Annotated in this window: 21 protein-coding genes and 1 pseudogene; all 22 read right to left on the reverse strand. The window is 39.9% G+C overall.

All coding sequences use genetic code 11. The features are described 5' to 3' along the window. Window positions 1-44: 44 nt before the first annotated feature. A complete protein-coding gene (gene pnp / locus N178_RS01935; protein ID WP_014458473.1) occupies window positions 45-2,171 on the reverse strand; it encodes a polyribonucleotide nucleotidyltransferase in 2,127 nt (708 codons plus the stop codon). 168 nt (window positions 2,172-2,339) lie between these two features. Next, on the reverse strand, window positions 2,340-2,609 hold the full coding sequence (rpsO, locus tag N178_RS01940; RefSeq protein ID WP_013058831.1) for a 30S ribosomal protein S15: 270 nt from the start codon (window positions 2,607-2,609) through the stop codon (window positions 2,340-2,342). 148 nt (window positions 2,610-2,757) lie between these two features. Then, a complete protein-coding gene (gene ribF, locus N178_RS01945; protein WP_045290083.1) occupies window positions 2,758-3,714 on the reverse strand; it encodes a bifunctional riboflavin kinase/FAD synthetase in 957 nt (318 codons plus the stop codon). 28 nt (window positions 3,715-3,742) lie between these two features. Continuing rightward, entirely contained in the window at window positions 3,743-4,660 is a 918-nt protein-coding gene (gene truB, locus N178_RS01950) for a tRNA pseudouridine(55) synthase TruB (RefSeq protein ID WP_045290085.1), read from the reverse strand. A 92-nt stretch (window positions 4,661-4,752) separates the two neighbouring features. Beyond that, complete coding sequence (rbfA, locus tag N178_RS01955; RefSeq protein WP_013058834.1) at window positions 4,753-5,118, reverse strand: 30S ribosome-binding factor RbfA; 366 nt, start codon at window positions 5,116-5,118, stop codon at window positions 4,753-4,755. A 14-nt stretch (window positions 5,119-5,132) separates the two neighbouring features. Beyond that, complete coding sequence (locus tag N178_RS01960) at window positions 5,133-5,411, reverse strand: DUF503 domain-containing protein (RefSeq protein ID WP_013058835.1); 279 nt, start codon at window positions 5,409-5,411, stop codon at window positions 5,133-5,135. Next, window positions 5,408-7,276 (reverse strand): annotated as a pseudogene (infB, locus tag N178_RS01965) (translation initiation factor IF-2); the annotation flags it as partial. The gene N178_RS01960 and the pseudogene infB, both read right to left, overlap by 4 nt. A gap of 22 nt (window positions 7,277-7,298) precedes the next feature. After that, window positions 7,299-7,598 carry a YlxQ family RNA-binding protein gene (locus N178_RS01970; protein WP_045290086.1) on the reverse strand — a complete coding sequence of 100 codons (300 nt, stop codon included), beginning with the start codon at window positions 7,596-7,598 and terminating at the stop codon, window positions 7,299-7,301. Then, window positions 7,598-7,879 (reverse strand): RNase P modulator RnpM, encoded by a 282-nt coding sequence (gene rnpM, locus N178_RS01975; protein ID WP_013058838.1) that lies wholly within the window; start codon window positions 7,877-7,879, stop codon window positions 7,598-7,600. Before rnpM ends, N178_RS01970 begins: the two co-directional genes overlap by 1 nt. A 13-nt stretch (window positions 7,880-7,892) precedes the next feature. Next, on the reverse strand, window positions 7,893-9,005 hold the full coding sequence (gene nusA / locus N178_RS01980) for a transcription termination factor NusA (protein WP_013058839.1): 1,113 nt from the start codon (window positions 9,003-9,005) through the stop codon (window positions 7,893-7,895). Window positions 9,006-9,042: 37 nt separating this feature from the next. Then, window positions 9,043-9,513, reverse strand: coding sequence for a ribosome maturation factor RimP (gene rimP, locus N178_RS01985; RefSeq protein WP_045290087.1), 471 nt, complete (start codon window positions 9,511-9,513; stop codon window positions 9,043-9,045). 365 nt (window positions 9,514-9,878) lie between these two features. Continuing rightward, window positions 9,879-14,189: a PolC-type DNA polymerase III gene (locus N178_RS01990; RefSeq protein ID WP_045290089.1), complete on the reverse strand. Its 4,311-nt coding sequence runs from the start codon at window positions 14,187-14,189 to the stop codon at window positions 9,879-9,881. A 118-nt stretch (window positions 14,190-14,307) separates the two neighbouring features. Then, window positions 14,308-16,005 carry a proline--tRNA ligase gene (locus N178_RS01995; RefSeq protein ID WP_045290090.1) on the reverse strand — a complete coding sequence of 566 codons (1,698 nt, stop codon included), beginning with the start codon at window positions 16,003-16,005 and terminating at the stop codon, window positions 14,308-14,310. A gap of 104 nt (window positions 16,006-16,109) precedes the next feature. Next, window positions 16,110-17,369, reverse strand: a complete 1,260-nt coding sequence (gene rseP, locus N178_RS02000; RefSeq protein WP_045290092.1) for an RIP metalloprotease RseP — start codon at window positions 17,367-17,369, stop codon at window positions 16,110-16,112. A 78-nt stretch (window positions 17,370-17,447) separates the two neighbouring features. Next, window positions 17,448-18,596: a 1-deoxy-D-xylulose-5-phosphate reductoisomerase gene (gene dxr, locus N178_RS02005; RefSeq protein ID WP_028410835.1), complete on the reverse strand. Its 1,149-nt coding sequence runs from the start codon at window positions 18,594-18,596 to the stop codon at window positions 17,448-17,450. A 35-nt stretch (window positions 18,597-18,631) separates the two neighbouring features. Continuing rightward, window positions 18,632-19,423, reverse strand: a complete 792-nt coding sequence (locus N178_RS02010) for a phosphatidate cytidylyltransferase (protein WP_045290094.1) — start codon at window positions 19,421-19,423, stop codon at window positions 18,632-18,634. 18 nt (window positions 19,424-19,441) lie between these two features. Further along, window positions 19,442-20,224: an isoprenyl transferase gene (locus N178_RS02015; RefSeq protein WP_045290096.1), complete on the reverse strand. Its 783-nt coding sequence runs from the start codon at window positions 20,222-20,224 to the stop codon at window positions 19,442-19,444. A gap of 134 nt (window positions 20,225-20,358) precedes the next feature. Further along, window positions 20,359-20,916: a ribosome recycling factor gene (gene frr / locus N178_RS02020; RefSeq protein ID WP_013058847.1), complete on the reverse strand. Its 558-nt coding sequence runs from the start codon at window positions 20,914-20,916 to the stop codon at window positions 20,359-20,361. Between the two features lie 2 nt (window positions 20,917-20,918). After that, entirely contained in the window at window positions 20,919-21,641 is a 723-nt protein-coding gene (pyrH, locus tag N178_RS02025) for a UMP kinase (protein WP_028411409.1), read from the reverse strand. Window positions 21,642-21,717: 76 nt separating this feature from the next. After that, on the reverse strand, window positions 21,718-22,599 hold the full coding sequence (gene tsf / locus N178_RS02030) for a translation elongation factor Ts (protein ID WP_013058849.1): 882 nt from the start codon (window positions 22,597-22,599) through the stop codon (window positions 21,718-21,720). 107 nt (window positions 22,600-22,706) lie between these two features. Continuing rightward, window positions 22,707-23,426: a 30S ribosomal protein S2 gene (gene rpsB / locus N178_RS02035; protein WP_013058850.1), complete on the reverse strand. Its 720-nt coding sequence runs from the start codon at window positions 23,424-23,426 to the stop codon at window positions 22,707-22,709. 158 nt (window positions 23,427-23,584) lie between these two features. After that, complete coding sequence (locus tag N178_RS02040) at window positions 23,585-24,112, reverse strand: hypothetical protein (RefSeq protein WP_045290098.1); 528 nt, start codon at window positions 24,110-24,112, stop codon at window positions 23,585-23,587. Window positions 24,113-24,119: the final 7 nt, after the last annotated feature.

Below are 24,119 nucleotides of genomic sequence, written 5' to 3' on the forward strand. Positions count from 1 at the left end.
ATGTATGGACGATTTCACAATATCTATATAGTAGTAAAAGAAGATTATTTTGTTTCTTTTGCTTTTTCTTCTTTTTCTTTTTGTTCTTTTAAAATTGCTTTACGAGATAAGTTAACGCGACCTTGTTTATCAATTTCCATGACTTTAACTAAAAGCTCGTCACCAATCGCTACAACGTCTTCTACTTTTCCAATACGCTCTTCTGCAAGCTCTGAAATGTGAACAAGTCCATCTTTTCCGCTGAAGATTTCTACAAATGCACCGAATTTTTCAATTCGTTTTACTTTTCCTAAGTACATTTGGCCGACTTCAACTTCGCGTACAAGATCTTCAATGATTTTCTTCGCTTTTTCATTCATCGGCTGATCAATAGAAGAAATGAAGATTGTGCCATCTTGTTCGATATCAATTTTAACGCCTGTTTCTTCGATGATTTTATTGATTTGCTTGCCGCTTGGTCCAATAACATCACGAATTTTATCAGGGTTAATCGCCATTGTAAGGATCTTAGGCGCATATTGAGAAAGCTCTTGACGAGGCGTAGCAATCGTTGACATCATATGATTTAAGATTTGCATACGGCCTTTTTTTGCTTGTTGAAGGGCTTCGTCTAAAATTTCACGAGATAACCCGTCAATTTTAATATCCATTTGAAGCGCAGTTACGCCATTTTCCGTACCTGCTACTTTAAAGTCCATGTCTCCTAGGTGATCTTCCATTCCTTGAATGTCCGTTAGAATCGAGTAGTGTTCACCTGATTTGATCAGACCCATGGCAATCCCTGCTACAGGTGCTTTAATTGGAACCCCAGCATCCATCATCGCAAGCGTACTTGCACAAATACTTGCTTGTGAAGTAGAACCGTTTGACTCTAATACTTCAGATACAAGACGAATTGTATATGGGAAATCTTTTTCATTTGGAATAACTGGCTCAAGTGCACGTTCACCTAGCGCACCATGTCCAATTTCACGACGACCCGGTCCGCGCATCGGTCTAGTTTCACCAACACTAAATGAAGGGAAGTTATAGTGATGCATGAAGCGTTTAGATTCTTCTACACTTAAACCATCTAAAATTTGCACATCGCCAAGTGCACCTAATGTACAGATGCTAAGCGCTTGAGTTTGTCCACGCGTAAATAGTCCAGATCCGTGTGTACGTGGAAGCAAGTTTGTTTCAGAAGAAAGTGGACGAATTTCGTCAATACTACGGCCATCAGGACGCACTTTTTCTTCTGTGATCAAGCGACGCACTTCACTTTTAACAAGCTTCGACAAAATTTCATTCACTTGATTTAGTACTTCTTCTTCTACATCTTGCTCTTCAAATTTTGCAGCTACTGCGCTTTTCACTTCTTTAATCGCATTTTCGCGCGCATGCTTTTCTTGAACTTGAACGGCACGGTTCATGTCACCTTCTGCAATTTCGCGAACTTGACGCTCAAGGTCAGCATCAACAGTATAAAGCTCAACTTCTACTTTTTCTTTGCCTACTGCTGCTACAATTTCTTCTTGGAACGCAATTAATTTTTTAATTTGCTCGTGTCCAAACATAATTGCTTCTAACATTACTTCTTCCGGTACTTCATCAGCGCCTGCTTCAACCATGTTGATCGCGTCTTTTGTACCAGCAACCGTCAGATGAATATCGCTTTTTTCAAGCTCATCTACCGTTGGGTTTACAACAAATTCATTGTCTACACGGCCTACGATTACGCCTGCAATAGGACCTTCAAATGGAATATCAGATACTGATAATGCTAATGAAGAACCGAACATTGCTGCGATTTCTGAAGAACAGTTTTGATCTACGCTCATTACAACGCTGACAACTTGAACTTCGTTTCGGAAACCATCTGCGAATAAAGGACGAATCGGACGGTCAATTAAACGGCTAGCCAAGATTGCTTTTTCACTTGGTCTGCCTTCACGCTTAATGAATCCACCTGGGATTTTACCGACTGCATATAAACGCTCTTCATAGTTTACTGTTAACGGGAAGAAATCTACATTTTTAGGCTCTTTTGAAGCCGTTGCTGTACTTAATACAACTGTGTCTCCATAGCGGATTAATGCTGCGCCATTTGCTTGTTTTGCCAACTGGCCAACTTCAACTTCTAGCTTTCGTCCAGCTAGATCTACGGAGAACACTCGTTTTTCTTGTTCCATATCGACGAGTACCCCTCTCTACATATAAAATATGTATGTAATCAAATGTGATAGTTTTATTATAAACGAAATATCCAAAAACAATAGCTTTTTTCACATTATGTAGCATCTTTAATGTTTCTTAAATGTACATACTAAAAAAGCGGGAATGCTCCCGCTTTCTTCTTATTATCGACGTAAACCAAGTTTGTTGATTAACTCACGATAACGAGTAACGTCTTTGTTACGTAGGTAGTTAAGTAAGTTACGACGTCGACCTACCATTTTTAAAAGACCACGACGTGAATGGTGATCCTTTTTATGAGTACGTAAGTGACCGTTTAGATTGTTAATTTGCTCTGTTAGGACAGCGATTTGAACTTCTGGAGAACCAGTGTCGTTCGCATGAGTTTTGTACTCACTAATGATTTCATTTTTACGCTCTTGTGTGATAGCCATCCTATTCACCTCCTTATTATTAAACCCCAGTTACCGAGCAAAACGTTGGTGAATCGTAATGCCAAGCAATGGTTGTTTTACATACAAGTGTTATGTTACTACTTATTAGAACAAAAAGCAAGTCGTAGCAGCTATTTATATATATTTTTTATTTCTTATGCTTTTGAATTCCTTCAAAATAAGCAAGGGCTTCTTCCTTGTCCTTTGAGATCTGACCGACAAGCTCTTCGATGCCGCTGAACTTTTTTTCTGAACGAATCATTTGGTGCCATTTCACCGTTACGTGCTGATCGTAGATTTGCTCGTCAAATGATAATAAGTGGACTTCGATTGTTGGCTTTTCTAAATTATCGTGAAAAGTCGGCTTATAGCCCACGTTGCACACTCCTGCATACCACTTGCCGTGGAGCTGAAGCTCAACAGCGTATACGCCGATGCGTGGAAGTAAATATTCATCGTCTAAAGCGATGTTAGCAGTAGGAAAACCTATTTGCCTGCCTCGCTTTTCTCCATGAGTTACTGTACCTGACACTTCATAATAGCGGCCAAGCAGCTCTTTTACTCGATGCATATCTCCATTTGCTAAACTTTCGCGAATAAGCGTTGAACTAATTTTTTCTTCACCATTTGTTAACTTATCAATTGTTGTTTGCGTGAATTTTGATCGAGAATGAAATGGTAGTATTTCCATTGTTCCTTTACCTAACTTTCCATACGTATAGTCAAATCCAGCTACCACATGCTGTACATTCAGTCCAATAATATACTGATCAACAAACTCTTGAGGCAATAGTGCTGCAAACTGTTTATCAAAATGAACGATATATAAAAAGTCAATTCCCATTTCCTCAATGAGTTTCTTTTTTTCTTGAAGCGGTGTGATCATATCAATGTGCTGCACATTGCGCCCGAGCACCACAGAAGGGTGAGGAGTAAACGTCATCACAGCACTAGCTATGCCTTTTTCATCGGCTAACTGTTTTGCTGAATTTATCACTTGCTGATGCCCTAAATGCACACCATCAAAATAACCAAGCGCTAACACTGATTGTTGAACAGCTTCTCGTTGAAAGTGGTGTGGATGTCGAATTTCAATCGTTTCCAAAACACAGTTCACCTTTTCCCTAACCGGTCTAGTCGATTGCCAACACTTTAACCGGCTTCATTAAATGTTTTTTTGTTGGGTGCTGAGCATAAATTGCTAAGCACTTACCTGCAGAATTTATCATTAAAAAGAATGGTTCTTTTTTTAACTCTTCATCTTCCGTACACGGCAATACCGCGCCATTTTTCACTTTCTCTGCTAATGTATCACTAATTTGAAGTTTCGGCAAATGATTAAGAGCTTCTTCGATCGAATGTAGTTTCTCATTGATCGTTTCTTCTTCTACCGCCCGTTCAATCTCTTCAAATGTCACACAATCTTCGAGTGAAAACTGTCCGGAACCCGTTCGCTGCAAATACGACATATGAGAGGGGTAGCCAAGAGCTTCTCCAATCATCACAGCAAGCGTTCGCACATATGTACCTTTGCTGCACGTTACGCGGAATTTGAAGGAAATTTGTTCTCCCTCAAATGTAGCGCGATCATCCAGCAGTTCAAAGCTATAGATATGAATAGTTCTAACGGGGCGCTCTACCTCGATTCCTTGCCTTGCATATTCATATAGTTTTTTACCTTTGACCTTTACCGCTGAATACATTGGAGGGACTTGCTGAAGTTCCCCTGTCATCGAAGACAGCACTTGTTCGATTTGAGCACGTGAAAAAGAATCCGCTACTTTCTTTTCTTCTACAACCTCTCCGGAAGAATCTTCTGTTGTTGTAGAAAATCCGAGTGTAACTTCCCCTTCATAGGTTTTAGTAGCTCCTGTTAGATATTCTACAATTTTGGTAGCTCTACCGATACAAATAGGCAATACCCCTGTAACGTCTGGATCTAATGTGCCTGTATGTCCTACTTTTTTAGTGCGAAGCAGCTTTCGGACTTTAAACACACAGTCGTGCGAAGTCAGGCCAGCTGGTTTATGTAAAACTAAAACACCGTCCACTCATTCTTCATCTCCTTTTCATTTAAAAAAGGGTGTCTCAGAAGCAAAAACCACTTTTGAGACACCCTTTTTTGTTTCTACATTCACTGATCTTATTCGTTCTCTTGATGGTCATCGCTTTCTTTTTTAATTTCATGAAGCAATGATTCAATTCGATTACCATAATCAATTGATTCATCAAACTCAAACGTAATTTCAGGTGTTTTACGTAAGCGAATGCGCTGACCGATTTCTGAGCGGATAAATCCCTTTGCTTTCGCAAGGCCTTTTAACGTATTCTCACGCTGTTCAGCATCTCCTAAAACAGAGATATAAACTTTCGCTTGCTGTAAATCGCCTGATACTTGAACATCTGTTACAGTCACAAAACCGATGCGCGGATCCTTGATTTTACGATTTAAAATCTCGCCCATCTCTTTTTTCATTTGTTCTCCGACTCTAGTTGCTCTTATGTTCATCTGTGTCACCCCTTTTATAACCAATCAAAAGTTGTAATGGTACGTTCAATCTCTGGAAAAGAATCGATCAAGCTTAGCGCTTTTTGCAGTTCTTGTTCCGTTGTGACACGGCTAGATGAGACTGCGACAATGCTAATTTTTGTTCGTTGCCACACATCTTGAAAATCAGTTTCCGAAACCGATACGTTAAACCGCTGCTTCAAGCGCATCAAGATGCGCTGAAGCACGGCACGTTTTTCTTTAAGAGAAGCAGCATCATAAATTAAGCATTCACACTCCACTAGTCCAATCATTTAGGATCAATTTGCTCCATTACATATGCTTCAATAATATCTCCTTCTTTAATATCATTGAAGTTTTTAATTGTAATACCACACTCATATCCTTGAGCGACTTCTTTTGCATCGTCTTTAAAGCGTTTTAGCACATCTACTTCGCCTTCAAAGATAACAATTCCGTCACGGATTAAACGAATTCCACTGTTACGCGTAATTTTACCGTCTGTTACGTAACTTCCTGCGATTGTACCAACTTTTGATACTTTGAATGTTTGACGTACTTCCACTTGACCGATGATTTTTTCAGCAAACTCAGGATCAAGCATTCCTTTCATCGCAGATTCAATTTCTTCAATTACTTTATAAATAATGCGGTGAAGACGAATATCTACGTTTTCTACGTCAGCTGTACGTTTTGCTCCAGCATCTGGACGAACGTTAAATCCGATAACGATTGCGTTAGAAGCAGTTGCAAGAATGATATCAGATTCTGTAATTGCACCTACACCCGTATGGATAATACGAACATTTACACCCTCTACATCAATCTTTTGAAGAGCAGCAGCCAATGCTTCTACAGAACCTTGTACGTCTGCTTTTACGATAAGGTTTAAGTCTTTCATTTCACCTTGTTTAATTTTTTCAAATAAATCATCTAAGCTTACGCGAGATTTTTCACCGCGCTGTTGTTCAAGCTGCTTTTGAGCACGAGCTTCTCCGATTTGACGAGCTGTTTTCTCATCTTCAAACACTAAGAAACGATCTCCAGCTAATGGAACTTCGTTTAAGCCAGTAATCTCAACCGGAGTAGATGGTCCTACTTCCTTCACACGGCGGCCGATATCATTTACCATTGCGCGAACGCGGCCAAACGTATTTCCGACTACGATTGGATCACCTACGCGTAGTGTACCAGTTTGAACAAGAAGCGTTGCTACAGACCCACGGCCTTTATCTAGCTGTGCTTCTACAACTGTACCTGCTGCACGACGGTTAGGATTTGCTTTTAACTCTTCTACTTCACTTACAAGTAAAATCATTTCAAGCAATTGATCGATACCTTCACCTGAAATGGCTGAAAGCTTACAGAAGATTGTTTCTCCGCCCCACTCTTCAGCTACAAGGCCGTGCTCCATTAGTTCTTGCATAACGCGATCTGGATTTGCTGCTTCTTTATCCATTTTGTTAACCGCAACAATAATTGGCACTTCTGCCGCTTTTGCATGGTTAATCGCTTCAATTGTTTGAGGCATTACACCATCGTCTGCTGCCACAACAAGGATTGTAATATCCGTTACTTGCGCACCACGAGCACGCATCGTTGTAAATGCAGCATGCCCTGGTGTATCAAGGAATGTAATTTTCTTTTCGTCAACTACAACTTGATAAGCACCGATATGCTGCGTGATACCGCCTGCTTCTGCAGCCGTTACTTTTGTGTTACGAATAGAGTCAAGAAGCGTCGTTTTACCGTGGTCAACGTGACCCATGATTGTAACAACTGGAGGACGCACTTGAAGGTCTTTTTCGTCATCAATGATTTCTAATGATTCGAAAGCAGTGTCATCTACTACTACTTCTTCTTCAACTTCTACACCGTATTCTCCGGCAATTAATTCGATAGAATCTTTATCTAACTCTTGGTTAATTGTTGCCATTACACCAAGCATAAATAATTTTTTAATAATTTCAGAAGGCTCTTTGCCTAATTCTTTTGCTAACTCAGAAACCGTTAAGCTTCCGACAAACGTTACTTTTTCCGGTAACTCTTTTGCAGCTGCTGGAGCTGGTCTACCTTTTGGTGCCTGTGACTTTTGTGCCTGTGGCTTTTTGTTACCTTTATTGTTTCCTTTGTTAGCTGTTGATTTTGTATTTTTATTCAATACTTTCACCCCCATAAAATTAACCGAGCATCGTTGTTAGCTTTTTAGCAAACCCCTCGTCCGTAACGGCTACCACAACTCGAGCATCTTTACCAATCGCTTGACCTAGCGTGTAGCGATCGGGAACGATTCTAACCGGAACGTTGTAGTAAGAACATTTATCCGTTACTTTTTTCTTTGTGTTTTCAGACGCATCGCTTGCTAAAAGTACTAACTTTGCTTTTTGTTTCCGAACTTCTCTAACCACAAGTTCTTCTCCAGAAATCAATTTGCGTGCACGGTTTGCAAGCCCTAAAAAAGAGATCCACTGTTCATTCATTAGCGTGACTGTTTCTCCTTTTCTACAAGCGCTAGCAACTCTTCATAAACCGCTTCATCTATTGACGCGCCTAAATGTGTCGAAAGCACATTTTTCTTTTTTGCCAATAAAATTGCTTCTTTATCCTTGCTTACATAAGCTCCGCGCCCGGACTTTTTACCCGTTACATCAACTGAAACGTCGCCTTCTTTTGAGCGTACAACGCGTACTAGCTCTTTTTTAGGCTTCATTTCTCCAGTGGCCACACATTTTCGCATCGGGACTTTTTTACGATTGTTCACCTTGGCTCACCTCTTATTCCATATCTTCATCTGAATCAAATGCATGTTGACTTACTAGCATATCATCGCTGTTTTTTACAACCATACCTTCTTGCTCAGCTTCTGATTGACTTTTGATATCAATTTTCCAGCCTGTCAGCTTAGCAGCTAGACGTGCATTTTGTCCACGTTTACCAATTGCAAGTGAAAGCTGATAGTCAGGAACGATAACAGTTGTTGCTTTTTCATTTTCATCTACAATCACATCTACTACCTTAGATGGACTTAAAGCATTGGCAACAAATTCAACCGGGTCATTTGACCAGCGAACGATGTCAATTTTTTCGCCTTTTAGTTCATTCACAACAGCCTGTACGCGCTGACCTTTTGGCCCAACACAAGAACCGACCGGATCTACTTCAGCATACTCAGAATGAACGGAGATTTTTGAACGGTCTCCAGCTTCGCGAGCTACTGATTTTAATTCAACTGTACCGTCATAGATTTCCGGTACTTCTTTTTCGAAAAGACGTTTTAAAAGACCTGGGTGCGTACGTGAAACGTAGATTTGTGGTCCTTTTGTTGTTTTTTCTACTTTCGTAATATACACTTTAATACGATCATGAGGTTTATATTGCTCATTTGGCATTTGCTCGCTTTGAGGAAGCAATGCTTCAATTTTGCCAAGGCTCACGTAAATGAAGCGAGAATCTTGACGCTGAACAATACCTGTCATAATATCTTCTTCACGATCGCTGAACTCTGAGTAGATAACGCCGCGCTCCGCCTCACGAACACGCTGTGTAACAACTTGTTTTGCTGTTTGAGCCGCGATGCGTCCAAAGTCTTTTGGCGTTACTTCGATTTCAACCACATCGTCTAGCTGGAAGTTAGGGTTGATTGTTTGTGCTTCTTCAACCGAAATTTCCAGACGTGGATCATATACTTCATCAACCACATCTTTGCGAGCAAACACGCGCATTGAACCTCTTTCTAAATTTAAATCAACGCGTACGTTTTGCGCTTGGTTAAAGTTGCGTTTGTAAGCAGAAATTAGCGCTGCTTCAATTGCTTCAATAATTACATCTTTGCTAATGCCTTTCTCTTTTTCAAGAATGACTAAGGCATCAAATAACTCACTGCTCATCGTTGGATAATCCCCCTTTAATATTGGCCCCTACACATTAAAATACAATCGCTAATCGAGCAAAAGCGACTTTGTCATATGGTAAAATCACCGTTTTTGTGCGTGTTTTGATACGAATAGATAATGTGACAGTTTCTCCGTCAAATGATTGTAATTCGCCTTCAAATTCTTTTGCACCTTCAATTGGTTCATATGTTTTTATGTATACATGCTTACCAATTGCACGTTCAAAATCTTTATCTTTTTTTAATGGGCGTTCCGCACCAGGCGATGATACTTCTAAAAAATAATTATGAGGGATTGGATCTACTGCATCCATTTTCTCACTCAATTTTTCACTTACGGCTCCGCAGTCTTCGATATCCACGCCGGTATCAGAGTCGATAAACACACGTAAAAACCATTCTTTTCCTTCTTTTACGTATTCAATCTCAACAAGCTCTAAATTCATTTCCTCTAAGATAGGGGAAACCATTTCTTCCACTGTTTGTTTCACATTTTTACTCATTCTAATCCTCCCTTCGAGACATTGCATGGTATGTTTAGGTTACGCGTTTTTTATGTCTCTTATATCAAAAAAGAGTGGTTTATTTGCTATTTTTATTTTGCACTCTATAAGAGGTCTAACCTACTAGAGTGGAAATGTTGTCATTTGTATTGCAGGATTTTAAACGTCACATAATAAATCAATCATGGTGATTGAAAAATCTACAGAAAAAACGAATCATGCTAGAAGCCGATTCGTTCTCCATACTACTTACTATGTCAGTAAGTTCATATCAATAAGAAAGAGCGGGTTTCCCCACTCTTTCTCGTCCGTATCCTTAGCATTTCCACAATTACTATATCATAACCGCTTATTTTATGCAAATGTTAGAAAAGAGAAAGCTGGTTCTGATCAGGTAATGATTCAAGGCATCCGTGGTTGTCTAGATACTCTAAAATCGTCTTTGATACTTTGCCTCGCTGCTGCAAGTCTTCTTTCGATAAAAACTCTCCCGTTTCACGAGCTTTTACGATGTTCAGCGCTGCATTTGTGCCAAGACCGGGAATGGCATTAAACGGTGGAATTAAAGACGTGCCGTCAATTAAAAATTCGTCTGCGCTCGATTCATATAAATCTACTTTTTTAAATGAATAGCCTCGTTCGCACATTTCTAAAGAAAGCTCAAGCACCGTTAATAAGTTTTTCTCTTTAGGAGATGCATCTAACCCTTTGGCATTGATTTCTTCCATCTTCGCTCGAATGGCAGTTGAGCCTTTGATCATCGTATCAATATCAAAGTCATCTGCACGAACCGTAAAGTATGCTGCGTAATAAAGAAGCGCGTGGTGCACTTTGAAATAAGCAATACGCACGGCCATCAATACATAAGCAGCCGCATGGGCTTTAGGGAACATATACTTAATCTTTTTACAAGAATCAATATACCAGTCCGGAACACCATTTTTGATCATTTCTTCTTCAAATTCAGGTGTTAGCCCTTTCCCTTTACGCACAGACTCCATAATTTTAAAGGCAAGTGAAGGTTCAAGACCTTGATAAATCAGATAAACCATGATGTCATCACGACAGCCGATTACTTCACTTAAGTTGCAAATATCATTGCGAATTAGCTCCTGCGCATTACCAAGCCATACGTCCGTCCCGTGCGACAGTCCCGAGATTTGAACAAGCTCTGAAAACGTCGTTGGCTTCGTATCTTCTAACATTTGACGCACAAAGCGCGTTCCAAATTCAGGTATGCCAAGCGTTCCTGTTTTACACATAATTTGCTCTTCTGTTACGCCAAGTGATTCCGTTCCGCTAAAAATTTTCATCACTTCAGGATCATCCGTCGGAATTGTTTTTGGATCAATTCCACTTAAATCTTGAAGCATACGAATCACGGTCGGATCATCGTGTCCGAGTATATCAAGTTTTAATAAATTATCATGAATCGAATGGAAGTCAAAATGAGTTGTTCTCCATTCGGAATTACGGTCGTCAGCTGGAAACTGGATCGGTGAAAAATCGAAAATATCCATATAGTCCGGTACAACAATAATTCCTCCTGGATGCTGACCGGTTGTACGTTTTACGCCCGTACATCCTGCTACTAAACGATCCACTTCTGCGTTTCGCAAATGTAAATCACGGTCACCAGCGTAGCCTTTTACATAGCCATAAGCTGTTTTTTCGGCAACTGTACCAATTGTTCCCGCCCGGTATACATTATCTTCTCCAAACAGTACTTTTGTATAGTTATGAGCTCGCGGCTGATACTCTCCGGAGAAGTTCAAATCGATATCGGGAACCTTGTCTCCCTTGAACCCTAAGAACGTTTCAAATGGAATATCGTGTCCATCTTTAATAAACGGTACGCCACAGTCATCGCAGCTTTTGTCCGGCAAATCGAATCCAGAACCGACGGAACCGTCATTAAAAAACTCGGATTTCTTACATTTTGGACATACATAATGCGGCGGCAGTGGGTTTACTTCTGTAATTTCCGTCATCGTCGCCACAAATGAAGACCCTACGGAACCACGTGAACCAACTAAGTAACCATCATTTAATGATTTTTTAACGAGTTTATGCGAGATCAAGTAAATAACGGCAAACCCGTGGCCGATAATACTTTTCAACTCTTTCTCTAGACGAGCTTCTACTACTTCAGGCAGCTCTTCACCGTAGATGCTGCGTGCCATCGCATAGCTCATTTCACGCATTTCTTCGTCGGCACCTTCAATTTTCGGGGTATATAAATCATCTTTAATTGGTTTAATATCATCAATCATATCGGCTATTTTTTGCGTATTATGAACGACAATTTCTTTCGCTTTACTCCCATCTAAAAATGAAAAACAATTCAGCATCTCATCCGTTGATCTAAAGTGAACATCCGGCAGCTGATGACGGTTTAACGGGTTAGCCCCGCCTTGTGAACCAATTAAAATTTTTCGGTAAATTTTGTCTTCCGGATTGAGATAGTGAACATTTCCTGTTGCTACAACCGGCTTTCCAAGCTTTTCACCAAGCTTCACAATATTGCTAATAATATCTTTTAAGGCTTTCTCATCTCGCACTAAATCTAGTTCAATTAAGTGCTTGTAATTGTCAGGAGGCTGTACTTCGATGTAATCATAAAATTCAGCTGCTCCTTCTACTTCATCAATTCCTTTTTGCATCATGCCTTCGAATACTTCGCCTCGGTCACATGCGGTTCCAATCAAGATGCCTTCTCGATATTTGTCGAGCTGAGATCTTGGAATTCGCGGAACTCGATAAAAGTAATTTAAATGAGAAATCGAAACGAGTTTAAATAGATTTTTTAATCCTACGTCGTTTTGTGCTAAAAGCGTCGCATGATAAGGACGGGCCCGCTGATATGCATTCCCTTCTCCCATATAATCATTTAAGCGATCGTGCATTGTAATTTCACGTTCAAATGCATCTTTCAGCATTTTATTTAACAAATAGCCGGTTGTTTCCGCATCATAAATCGCGCGGTGATGCTGCACAAGTTCAATATCAAACTTTTTAGCAAGAGTATTCAAACGATGATTTTTCATATGCGGATACAAAAACCTTCCGAGTTCAAGCGTATCAATGACGCCGTTAGCTGCTTTTTCTAATCCGATTTTTTGCAGTCCCATATTTAAAAATCCCATATCAAAGCTTGCATTATGAGCGACTAAAATACTGTCGCCCATCCACTCGTGAAAATCACGAAGTACTTCTGAGATTTCAGGCGCATTTTGGACCATATCATCTGTAATACCTGTCAGCTCAATTGTTGTTGCAGACAGAGGATGATGAGGATTTGCAAACCGTTCAAATCGATCGATGATTTCCCCTTCTTTCATCTTCACGGCAGCAAGTTCAATAATGGTATCGTATACGGCTGACAAACCGGTTGTTTCGACGTCAAATACTACGTAAGTTGCTTCTGTCAAATCCACATGCTTCGGATTATAGGCAATCGGCACGCCGTCGTCTACTAAATTAACTTCCACTCCGTACAGTATTTTAATGCCGTTCTTTTTCCCCGCTCCATATGCTTCAGGAAACGACTGTGCAACCGCGTGATCAGTTATCGCTACAGCCGGATGTCCCCATTTTTTGGCTTGTCCGACTAAAGCTCCAACAGATGAAACGGCATCCATTTGACTCATTGGCGTATGCAAGTGAAGCTCCACACGCTTTTCATCTTCAGGCGCTGTATCCTGTCTAGCAGGACCGGTAATCTCGTTGACATCATTTCCAATCATAACTAGATCACGGACAAATGTATCGTTTTGTACACTTCCGCGAACCTTTACCCACATTCCTTTTTTAATCGCTTGAAGTAAAGGAATATCTTCTTTGTCACGTGAAAACATTTTAACCATAATAGAGTTTGTATAATCTGTCACTTTAAAAATAAGAAGCGTACGTCCGCTTCGTAATTCTCTAGTTTCTGCATCAAATACGTATCCTTCAACGGCAATTCGCTTTTCTTCATCCACAATGGAGTCTAGGCGAACCGTCTCGTCTTTAATCGTATATCCAATTGTAAGCGGACCTTTTGGTAGGTCTGGCCCATCACTTTTTTCATTTTCTTTATTTTGCATTTCTGTGATGGCTTGTAATACTTTTTCTGTATCTTCTTGTTTTCGTTGCTCTACAAACTGCTGAAATGCTTCTTCTGAATGTACAACTTCCGTTATTAGCTGAAGGTTCGGAAACCCATAGGACGCATACTGATCAGCAATTAACTGACTGTACTTTTTACGTAAAGCCGTTCCTTCTGCATCATGTCGTGCGTTCACAATCAATTTGGCACCGTTCAATCTCGGCATTTGATCTTGTAAAAGCGACTGTAAAAGCGGAGATATGCCCTGCATTTCTCCAATACAATGCTTCCAATACGACTGTACATGCTCTTCCGTACATTCTTTATTAACGGTTTGAATAGAAAAAGAAACACTCGCAATATGAGAAAAAGCTGAAGACATGCGAGCATGGAATAACTCATAGATCTCAAAAGGTAATAACCCTTCTAAAGAAAAATGAAAATGCCATTTTTTTTGTTCTTTCTGAATGACGAGCTTTTCAATCGCTGCGTTTTCAAAGTAAGGAACAATTTGATCACTCGTCAGCTCTAACTGCTGCAGCAGCAACTTAAAACGCTCTTTTTTTCCTAGCGTTTGTGCTTCCAAGTTTTCTGCCTCCTTTTATAAATGAGTGCAATCTATTTTAACATAGATGACTTCTATTCTGTCATATGTTCTGTTTATAAACATAAAAACAGCAGGGATACAAATCCCCGCTGCTTCATTACTTCGCTAGCAGTTCTTTCACTGTTGAAACAAGATTGTCAACTGACACTTCTAATGACTCCCCAGTTTTGCGTACTTTTACTTCTACAATTCCTTCAGATGCACGTTTACCAACTGTTACTCGAACAGGAAGACCAATTAAATCTGAATCTGCAAATTTTACTCCTGCACGCTCTTGGCGGTCATCTAACAGCACTTCAAAGCGATTATCTAATAACTCATTATATAATTTCTCACCTAGTTCACGCTGTTCATCATTTTTCACGTTAACTGGAATAACGTGCACTTGATAAGGCGTAACAGCTTCTGGCCATAGAAGACCGTTTTCATCATTAAATTGTTCTGCAATCGCAGCTACTGTACGAGAAACACCGATACCATAGCAGCCCATAATCATTGGCTGGCTGCGTCCGTTCTCGTCTAGATACGTTGCTCCCATCGCTTCACTGTAGCGAGTTCCCAGCTTAAAGACGTGTCCGACTTCAATACCTTTAGCGAACTTAATAACGCCTTGTCCATCCGGTGACTGATCTCCTTCTTGGATGAAGCGGAAATCTTCATAAGTTGCATTAAAGTTACCTTCATTCACATTTATATAGTGATAACCTTCTTCATTTGCTCCGCATACACCGTTAACAACTGCTTTTACAGCATGGTCAGCTACCACTTCTACTGAATCACTTACGCCAATCGGACCTACTGAACCAACTGCGCATTTTAAAACGTCTTTTGTTTCTTCTGGAGTTGCCAGTTCAACAACGGAAGCTTCAAAATAGTTTTTCACTTTAATATCGTTTACTTCATGATCCCCGCGAACAAGTACAAGCACAAAACGATCATCTACTTTAAATAAAAGGGACTTGATACAAGAAGTTGCTTCAACATTTAAGAAAGCAGCTACGTCTTCAATGCTATGCTGATTTGGTGTTTCCACTTTTGTTAATTCTTTTTCAGCTTCAGTTGATTTTTCATACGTATTTACAACCGGTGCCATTTCAACATTTGCTGCATAAGAAGATGTATCTGAATAAGCAATTGTATCTTCCCCGATTTCAGAAAGAACCATAAATTCATGCGTATCTTTTCCGCCCATTGCACCTGAATCAGCGATAACCGCACGGAAATTTAATCCGCAGCGCTCAAAGATGCGGCTGTAGGCAGCAAACATTTTGTCATACACTTCATCTAAACTTTCTTGAGAAGCATGAAACGAATATGCATCTTTCATAATAAATTCACGACCGCGTAATAAACCAAAGCGTGGACGTTTTTCATCGCGGAACTTCGTTTGAATTTGATATAAATTTAGCGGTAAGCGTTTGTATGACTTCACTTCGTCGCGAAGCAGGCTTGTGATAACTTCTTCGTGTGTTGCTCCCAAAGCAAATTCACGGCCGTGACGATCTTTCATACGCATTAACTCAGGCCCATATGAATACCAGCGGCCAGACTCTTGCCACAATTCAGCTTGTTGTAAAGCAGGCATCAATAATTCGACAGAACCTGCACGGTCCATCTCTTCACGAACAATTTGTTCAACTTTTTGCAATACGCGCTTACCAAGCGGTAAAAAGCTGTACACGCCGCTTGCATTTTGACGCATATAACCTGCGCGCAATAGAAGCTGATGGCTTTTTATATCCGCATCAGCTGGCACTTCTCTTAATGTAGGAATCAATGTAGAACTTTGTCTCATAACCTCGCACCTCTTTGCTTACTTCTCTATCTTATTTTTTAAAGCGGACCATGCCGCAATTTTCATATAATCAGCGAGGGAATATCCCTCGCTGAGCGTATGTCTTATAAAAAGAACTTTTGAATATCGTTCCACGTTACAACGAGCATCAGCAGCATTAGTAAAGCAAAACCGATAAAATGAACAATTCCTTCTTTTTGACGATCAATTGGCTTACCTCGAATTCCTTCTACAGCGAAGAATAATAGTCGTCCTCCATCTAAAGCAGGAAGTGGAAGCAAATTGACAATCCCTAAGTTAATACTTAAAACGGCTGCCCATTTCATTAGGTAGTAAATGCCTGACTGTGCTACTTGATCGGTTGCTGCGTAAATACCTACAGGACCAGAAAGCATATCCAGTTTGAACTGTCCTGTCACAAGCTTCCCTAGACCCGTTAAGATTTCTTTCATCCACGTATATGTTTCAGTAGCTCCGTGCGTGATCGAACCAATGAATGACTTTTCAACCGGTGCATATACGCCAATTAATCCAATTGTCTGTTCCCCAACCTTGCGGCTTTCAGGTGTAATCGGAATATCTAGGGTTTTGCCGCCGCGCTGAACCGTGAATGTAATTTGCTGTTCAGGATGTTTTTGAATCACTTTTACGACATCATCCCACGTTGAAACACTTTGTCCATCAATTGCTTGAACTTTATCTCCTTGTTTAAGTCCCGCATCAACGGCTACTCCATCTGATGTTAATTTGCCCATCACAGGTTTGTCAACAACATATCCTTGAGAAATCCCAAGAACGATAAAAATAACAAAGGCTAATATAAAGTTCATTAGCGGACCAGCGAAAATGGCTAGCGCACGCTGACCAAGAGTTTTGGAAGCAAACTGACGGCTGTAAGGTGCAATTTGAATTTCTTCTCCGTCCATAACAAAGTAAGATTCTTCTGCTACCTCGAATTTTTGCAGATGTTCATCTTCACCTTCTTCATAACCTGAAATAAATAGATTATGCTCTAAGTCTGCTTGCTCTACCTCAATAACTTTTGCATTTGGATGCTGTTCCTTGTTATTAATAATGACTTTATTTACTTTGCCTTCCTTATCAAACATGAGGCCCACCATTTGACCAGGCTTAACTTCAATCATTTCCGGGTCTTCTCCAGCCATTCGAACAAATCCACCTAGAGGCAGTAAGCGAATGGTATAAACTGTTTCATCTCGTTTAAATGAAAAGATTTTGGGACCAAACCCAATGGCAAACTCACGGCATAAGATGCCTGCACGCTTTGCAAAAACTAAATGACCAAGCTCATGAAAGAATACAAGAGCTCCAAAAATGACGACAAACGCAATGACTGTGTTCAATGGGTATTACCCCCTTCATGTAATAGAGTCAAACCTCCACCCACTAGAAATAAGTGAGCGGCTTCTCTCGCACGCACATTATCGAGAGATGGCGGATCTAACAAACTCTCTTGCTTCTAAATCTACTTCTTTAATAGTAGATAAACAAGGTTTCTGTATTACAGTATGTTCATTCATTGCTTTTTCAATCACATCTTCAATTTGTAAAAATGTAATGTGACCATCTAGAAAGGCTTGAACAGCTTCTTCATTAGCTGCATTTAAAACAGTCGGAAGTGTTCCACCCGCTTTGCCAGCCTCAAATGCAAAAGCTAAACAGCGAAAACGTTCTTCATCCATTTTAGCGAAATGAAGCTGGCCAATATCCGCCAAACTTAAACGCTTGGTGTTAGGCAAAGACATCCGCTTTGGATACGTTAACGCATATTGAATTGGCACGCGCATATCAGGCGTTCCAAGCTGAGCAATAACGCTTGTATCAGAATACTCTACCATGGAATGAATGATGCTTTCCTTATGTAACAATACATCAATTTTCTCATAGGGAAGATCAAAAAGCCAATGTGCTTCAATCACTTCTAGTCCCTTATTCATCATCGTTGCCGAATCAATTGTAATTTTAGCTCCCATTGACCAGTTTGGATGATTTAATGCATCTTCAACCGTTACTCCCTGTAGTTCTGCTCTCGTCTTATCTCGAAAGCTCCCTCCAGAAGCCGTTAAAATTAAACGGTCTATTGCTTTTTGATCTTGCCCTTGCAAACTTTGAAAAATAGCTGAGTGCTCACTGTCTACCGGTAAAATATCAGCGCCATATTCCTTGGCTGCTTCCATGACAAGGTGACCAGCGGTAACAAGTGTCTCCTTATTTGCAATAGCAATTGTTTTTCTCATTTTGATTGCTTCTAGCGTAGGAGTCAACCCTACACTTCCAAGAACAGCGTTTACCAACACTTCTGTAGATGGATGAGTTGCCACTTCCACAAGCCCTTCTTCTCCATAAACAAATCGAATAGAAGGGAATTCCGCTTGCAGCGACAGACAATCTTCTTGCTTCATTACGGAAACAAGGGCTGGCTTACACTGCTGAATAATCTTTCTTGCTTCATTAATATTTCGACCTACAGAGATTGCTGAGAGCTCAAAATGTTCAGGATGCGCTCGAACAATATCAACGGTTTGAGTACCGATTGAACCTGTAGCTCCTAACAAGGAAATTTTCTTCAAGTATATTCACTCCTATTAAAACAAAGACATCTTTTTTATAGAGATAATAAAAAAGCTAAAATCGGCATGATGAACATTAAACTGTCAAAACGGTCTAGAACCCCACCATGACCCGGTAAAATCTTTCCTGAATCTTTTACGCCATAGTGACGTTTGAACGCTGATTGTACAAGATCACCCATCTGTCCAAATAACGATACGATAATACCAATTACAAGTAGTTCAATCATCGTTTGATCAATATCTGCTAACAGCTTAAATACAATGGCTACTACAATAGCGCATACGACGCCGCCAACAAAACCTTCAATTGTTTTATTCGGACTGATTTCCGGCCATAGCTTTCTTTTCCCCATTGCTCGTCCAATAAAATAAGCTCCGGAATCCGTCGCCCAAATAATAAGGAAAGCAAAGAACAAATAAGCTAACCCGAACTCTTGACGAACCTCGATAAAGTAATGAAAGCCAAAGCCCACATACACTGTCGTTAATAAAATAAACCCAACGTCATCGAAGGTAAATTTATTTTTAACTACAACCGTGTACATTAATAAAAGAAGGACAGCAGCAAGCGCTACTTCTATCTTATGTTCACTTACGAATTGAAATGCAACATCTCTTCCGTTTGGCAGCAAAAACACCCACGTTAGCAATAAACTAATGATACTTGGAAAAGACATTGCTTTCAAATGTTTCATTTTTAAAAGCTCAATTACACCAACTGTTCCGATTACATACATGATAAGGGTAAAAGGTAACCCTCCAATTAAAACAATCGGCACAAATACCGCAAGTGCTACAATCGCGGTGATAATGCGCTGTTTCATCTTGTTTTCCACACCTTCTTATACACCACCAAAGCGGCGACCGCGCTTTTGAAACGCCTCGACTGCTTCGATTAAATGATTTTCTTTAAAATCTGGCCATAATACTTCTGTAAACCAAAACTCTGTGTAAGCTAACTGCCAAAGCATAAAATTACTTAAGCGAAGCTCGCCGCTTGTGCGAATGAGCAAATCCGGATCTGGAAGGCTTTTGCTCATTAAATAGGAAGAAAATAAATTTTCTGAAATAGAAGAGGAAGCTATTTTTCCCTGTTCCACATCTTCTGCCAATGACTGAATAGCGCCCATGATTTCGTGACGGCTACCGTAATTAAGCGCGAAGTTTAAAATCAACCCTGTGTTATGCTTTGTTTTTTCAATTGCGTTATCCACGGCTCGAATCGTATGGGCAGGGAGCTCACTTTTATCCCCCATAATACGAACTTGCACATTTTTTTCAATTAGCTCAGGCAGAAAGGTTGTTAAAAATTCCTCTGGCAGTTTCATTAAAAACTCGACTTCAGTTTTGGGGCGCTTCCAATTTTCAGTGGAAAATGCATATAAAGTTAATACTTTAACACCTAATTCATTGGCCAGTCTGGTCACATGACGCACTACCTTCATTCCTTCATGATGGCCCATCATGCGAGGAAGAGCACGTTTTTGCGCCCAACGACCGTTCCCATCCATAATAATTGCAATATGTTCAGGAACAGGGTGCTGTTTCACTTGATCTTTTCGTTCTGACAAAGACAGTGTACTTAAATCTTGACTTTTCTTCCATGCTTGAAATTTTCTTAACATGCAAAGGTCCCCCGTTGTACGCTCTCACATAAACGTGTGGCTTATGTGAGTTTTTTCTTACTACACATTATTAACAAAAAAACCCCCTGTAAACAATAGAGGGTCTTTTACAATATATTTTACCTTGAAATGACTTAAACTGCCATAATTTCTTCTTCTTTATCTTTCGCCACTTTATCCACTTTTACGATATGGTCATCTGTTAGTTTTTGAATGTCATCACTGTAGCCGCGTAAATCGTCTTCAGTAATTTCACCTTTTTTCTCTAACTTTTTGAAATCATCGTTTGCATCACGGCGTACGTTACGAACCGCAACTTTTGCTTCTTCAGCATATTTTTTCACCATTTTCACTAACTCACGACGACGCTCTTCCGTTAAAGCAGGAATCGATAAACGGATAATCGTTCCGTCGCTTGTAGGCGTTAATCCTAAATCAGATTTTAAAATAGCTTTTTCAACTTCACCAATTTGTGATTTGTCATAAGGCTGAATAACAAGCATACGAGCTTCCGGTACGCTTACTTGCGCCAATTGGTTAATCGGTGTTGGTGCACCGTAGTATTCTACCGTTACGCGGTCAAGAAGTGACGCGCTTGCACGTCCAGCACGAATTGATGCTAGTTCGCGGCTAAATGATTGAATTGCTTTTTCCATTCTTTCCTTTGCGTTTTGCAACACTTGTTTTGGCATGTTTATTTCCCCTTTACAATTGTTCCAATGTTTTCGCCTGTAACGGCACGTTTAATATTGCCTTCTTCCGTAATTGAAAAAACAATTAGCGGAATATCGTTGTCCATACATAATGAAGAAGCTGTAGAATCCATAACAGCTAGTCCATCTTTTAAAACATCAATATACGTTAATGTTTCGTATTTTACAGCATCAGGTACAAGCTTAGGATCTGCATTATAAACGCCATCTACGTTGTTTTTAGCCATTAAGATAACGTCAGCTTCGATTTCAGCTGCACGCAAAGCTGCTGTTGTATCTGTAGAGAAATAAGGGTTTCCTGTACCCGCAGCGAAAATAACAACGCGTTTTTTCTCAAGATGTCGAACAGCTTTTCTTCTAATATAAGGCTCTGCCACTTGTCTCATCTCGATAGAAGTCTGAACTCGTGTTTGCACACCAATGTTCTCTAAGCTATCTTGAAGAGCCAGCGAGTTCATTACCGTTGCTAGCATTCCCATATAATCAGCAGCTGCACGATCCATACCCATTTCACTACCAATTTTACCGCGCCAAATGTTTCCGCCACCAACGACTACAGCAATTTCCACACCTAATTCATAAACGGCTTTTACTTGTTCAGCAACAGATTTGATGATGGATGGGTTAATACCAAAACCATCTTCACCAGCTAATGCTTCTCCACTTAACTTTAATACGATACGATTATATTTTGCTTGACTCATGCTTACCTCCATCGTTAACGGTGAGATCTCTTTTGTAAAAAAGGGAACACACAGTGTTCCCTATACGGTCAAACCCTTACTTTTTAACTTGGTTCATTACTTCTTCAGCGAAGTTGTCTTGACGTTTCTCAATACCCTCTCCTACTTCAAAACGAACGAAGCTTTCAACAGTAGCGCCTTTGCTCTCAACGAACTGACGTACTTTTTGATCAGGATTTTTAACAAATGTTTGATCTAGTAAGCAAATATCTTCGAAGAATTTGCCAAGGCGACCTTCAACCATTTTTGCAACGATTTTTTCTGGTTTGCCTTCGTTTAATGCTTGTTGAGTTAATACTTCGCGCTCACGCTCAGTTTCTTCAGCAGAAACTTGGTCACGAGAGATGTATTTAGGGTTGATTGCAGCGATGTGCATAGCAACGTCTTTTGCAACAGCTTCTTCAGTTGTACCAGATAATACTGTTAACACACCGATACGTCCGCCAGCATGTAGGTAAGCACCGAATGCATCAGCATCAGTTTTTGTTGCTACAGCGAAACGACGTAGAGATAATTTTTCTCCGATTGTAGCGATTGCAGAGTTGATGTGTTCTTCAACAGTTGCACCGTTTTCCATTTTTTGAGTAGCAGCTTCAGCAGCGTCAGCTGGTTTGTTAGCTAAGATGTGAGCAGCTAATTCTTTTGTTAATTTTTGGAAACCTTCGTTTTTCGCAACGAAATCAGTTTCAGAGTTAACTTCTAAGATAACAGCTTCGTTACCTTGAGTTTCGATGTAAGTTAGACCTTCAGCAGCAATACGGTCTGATTTTTTAGCAGCTTTTGCAATACCTTTTTCACGTAAGAAATCGATTGCTTGCTCCATATCACCGTTAGTTTCAGTTAACGCTTTTTTACAATCCATCATACCAGCGCCTGTTTTTTCACGTAGTTCTTTTACCATTTGAGCAGTAATTGCCATAATGTGTAGCCTCCTTGTTTGGGTATGTAATTAATGTATATAAATGGGTTAAATCTTTTCAAAAAAAGGTGATAAAAGGCTATTCCCTCTTATCACCTTTCACGGAATTAAGCAGTAGTTGTTTCAGTTTCAACTGCTGTTTCTTCACCTTGTTTAGCTTCTAGAATAGCATCAGCAACTTTAGAAGTTAAAAGTTTAACAGCACGGATTGCATCATCGTTTGCAGGGATTACATAATCAATTTCGTCTGGATCACAGTTAGTGTCTACGATACCAACGATTGGAATGTGTAATTTTTTAGCTTCCGCTACTGCAATACGCTCTTTACGAGGGTCAATGATGAATAATGCATCTGGAAGTTGTTTCATATCTTTAATGCCGCCTAAGAATTTTTCAAGACGCTCTAACTCTTTTTTAAGTTGAACTACTTCTTTCTTAGGTAGTACTTCGAAAGTACCGTCTTCTTGCATTTTTTCGATATCTTTTAAACGTTTGATACGTTTTTGGATAGTTGAGAAGTTAGTTAATGTACCACCTAACCAACGTTGGTTAACAAAGTACATACCAGCGCGAGCTGCTTCTTCTTTAACAGAATCTTGAGCTTGTTTTTTCGTACCTACGAATAAAACAGTACCGCCGTCTGCAGCTAATTCTTTAACGAATTTGTACGCTTCTTCTACTTTCTTAACTGTTTTTTGAAGATCGATAATGTAGATGCCGTTACGCTCAGTGAAGATGTATTTCTTCATCTTTGGGTTCCAACGGCGAGTTTGGTGACCGAAATGTACACCAGCTTCTAGTAATTGTTTCATTGAAATTACTGACATGTGTTTTTCCTCCTAATGGTTTTAAGTCTCCTCCGCTTATATCATCTTCAGCCGAAACTACAAAAAGTAGCACCATCAACCGAATCAACAAGCGTGTGTAATAACACCAAAAACTAATATAGCACACTCCTTTTTCACAAGCAAGCGTTTCATTAAGTTTATTGATGAAATTTCAATAATAATTCAATTTCAGTTTTCCCTCTGTGTAAATGTTTTGCAATTTCTTCAATTGTTAAACCTTTTCCTTTTAAATAAACGGAAAATTCTTTTATCTCTTCACCTGACAAATCTTGAATTTGGTCTGTAGTTAATTCATCAAAAGATGCGCTTATATGTTTCTGATTTTCTTCTATAGAGAGAAGTTCATGCAGCGACTGAGAAGGCTCACTTTTTAGATCCACCCTTTGAAGAGGCACGTCTTCTTCATCTACCAAAGGTGATTTTACGCTGCTTTCTTCCATATCGGAAGAAAGCGAAGTTGAACGCTCACGAAGCTGCCGTAAAAACTGCTCGTTTTGTTCCTGAAATTCAGCGAGATATGAACTCATTGCAGCTTCCATTTTATTTATATTTTGCTGGTGCAAGCGTTCAACCCTTTTCCCTTTGGTCACTTGCATATATAAAAGAATAATGCAAAACAGTGAGAGACCATGAATTAAAAAACTAACTGTGAGTAAAAACCCCATTCTTTTA

The sequence above is a fragment of the Priestia aryabhattai B8W22 genome, from assembly GCF_000956595.1.
GTDB classification, from domain to species: domain Bacteria; phylum Bacillota; class Bacilli; order Bacillales; family Bacillaceae_H; genus Priestia; species Priestia aryabhattai.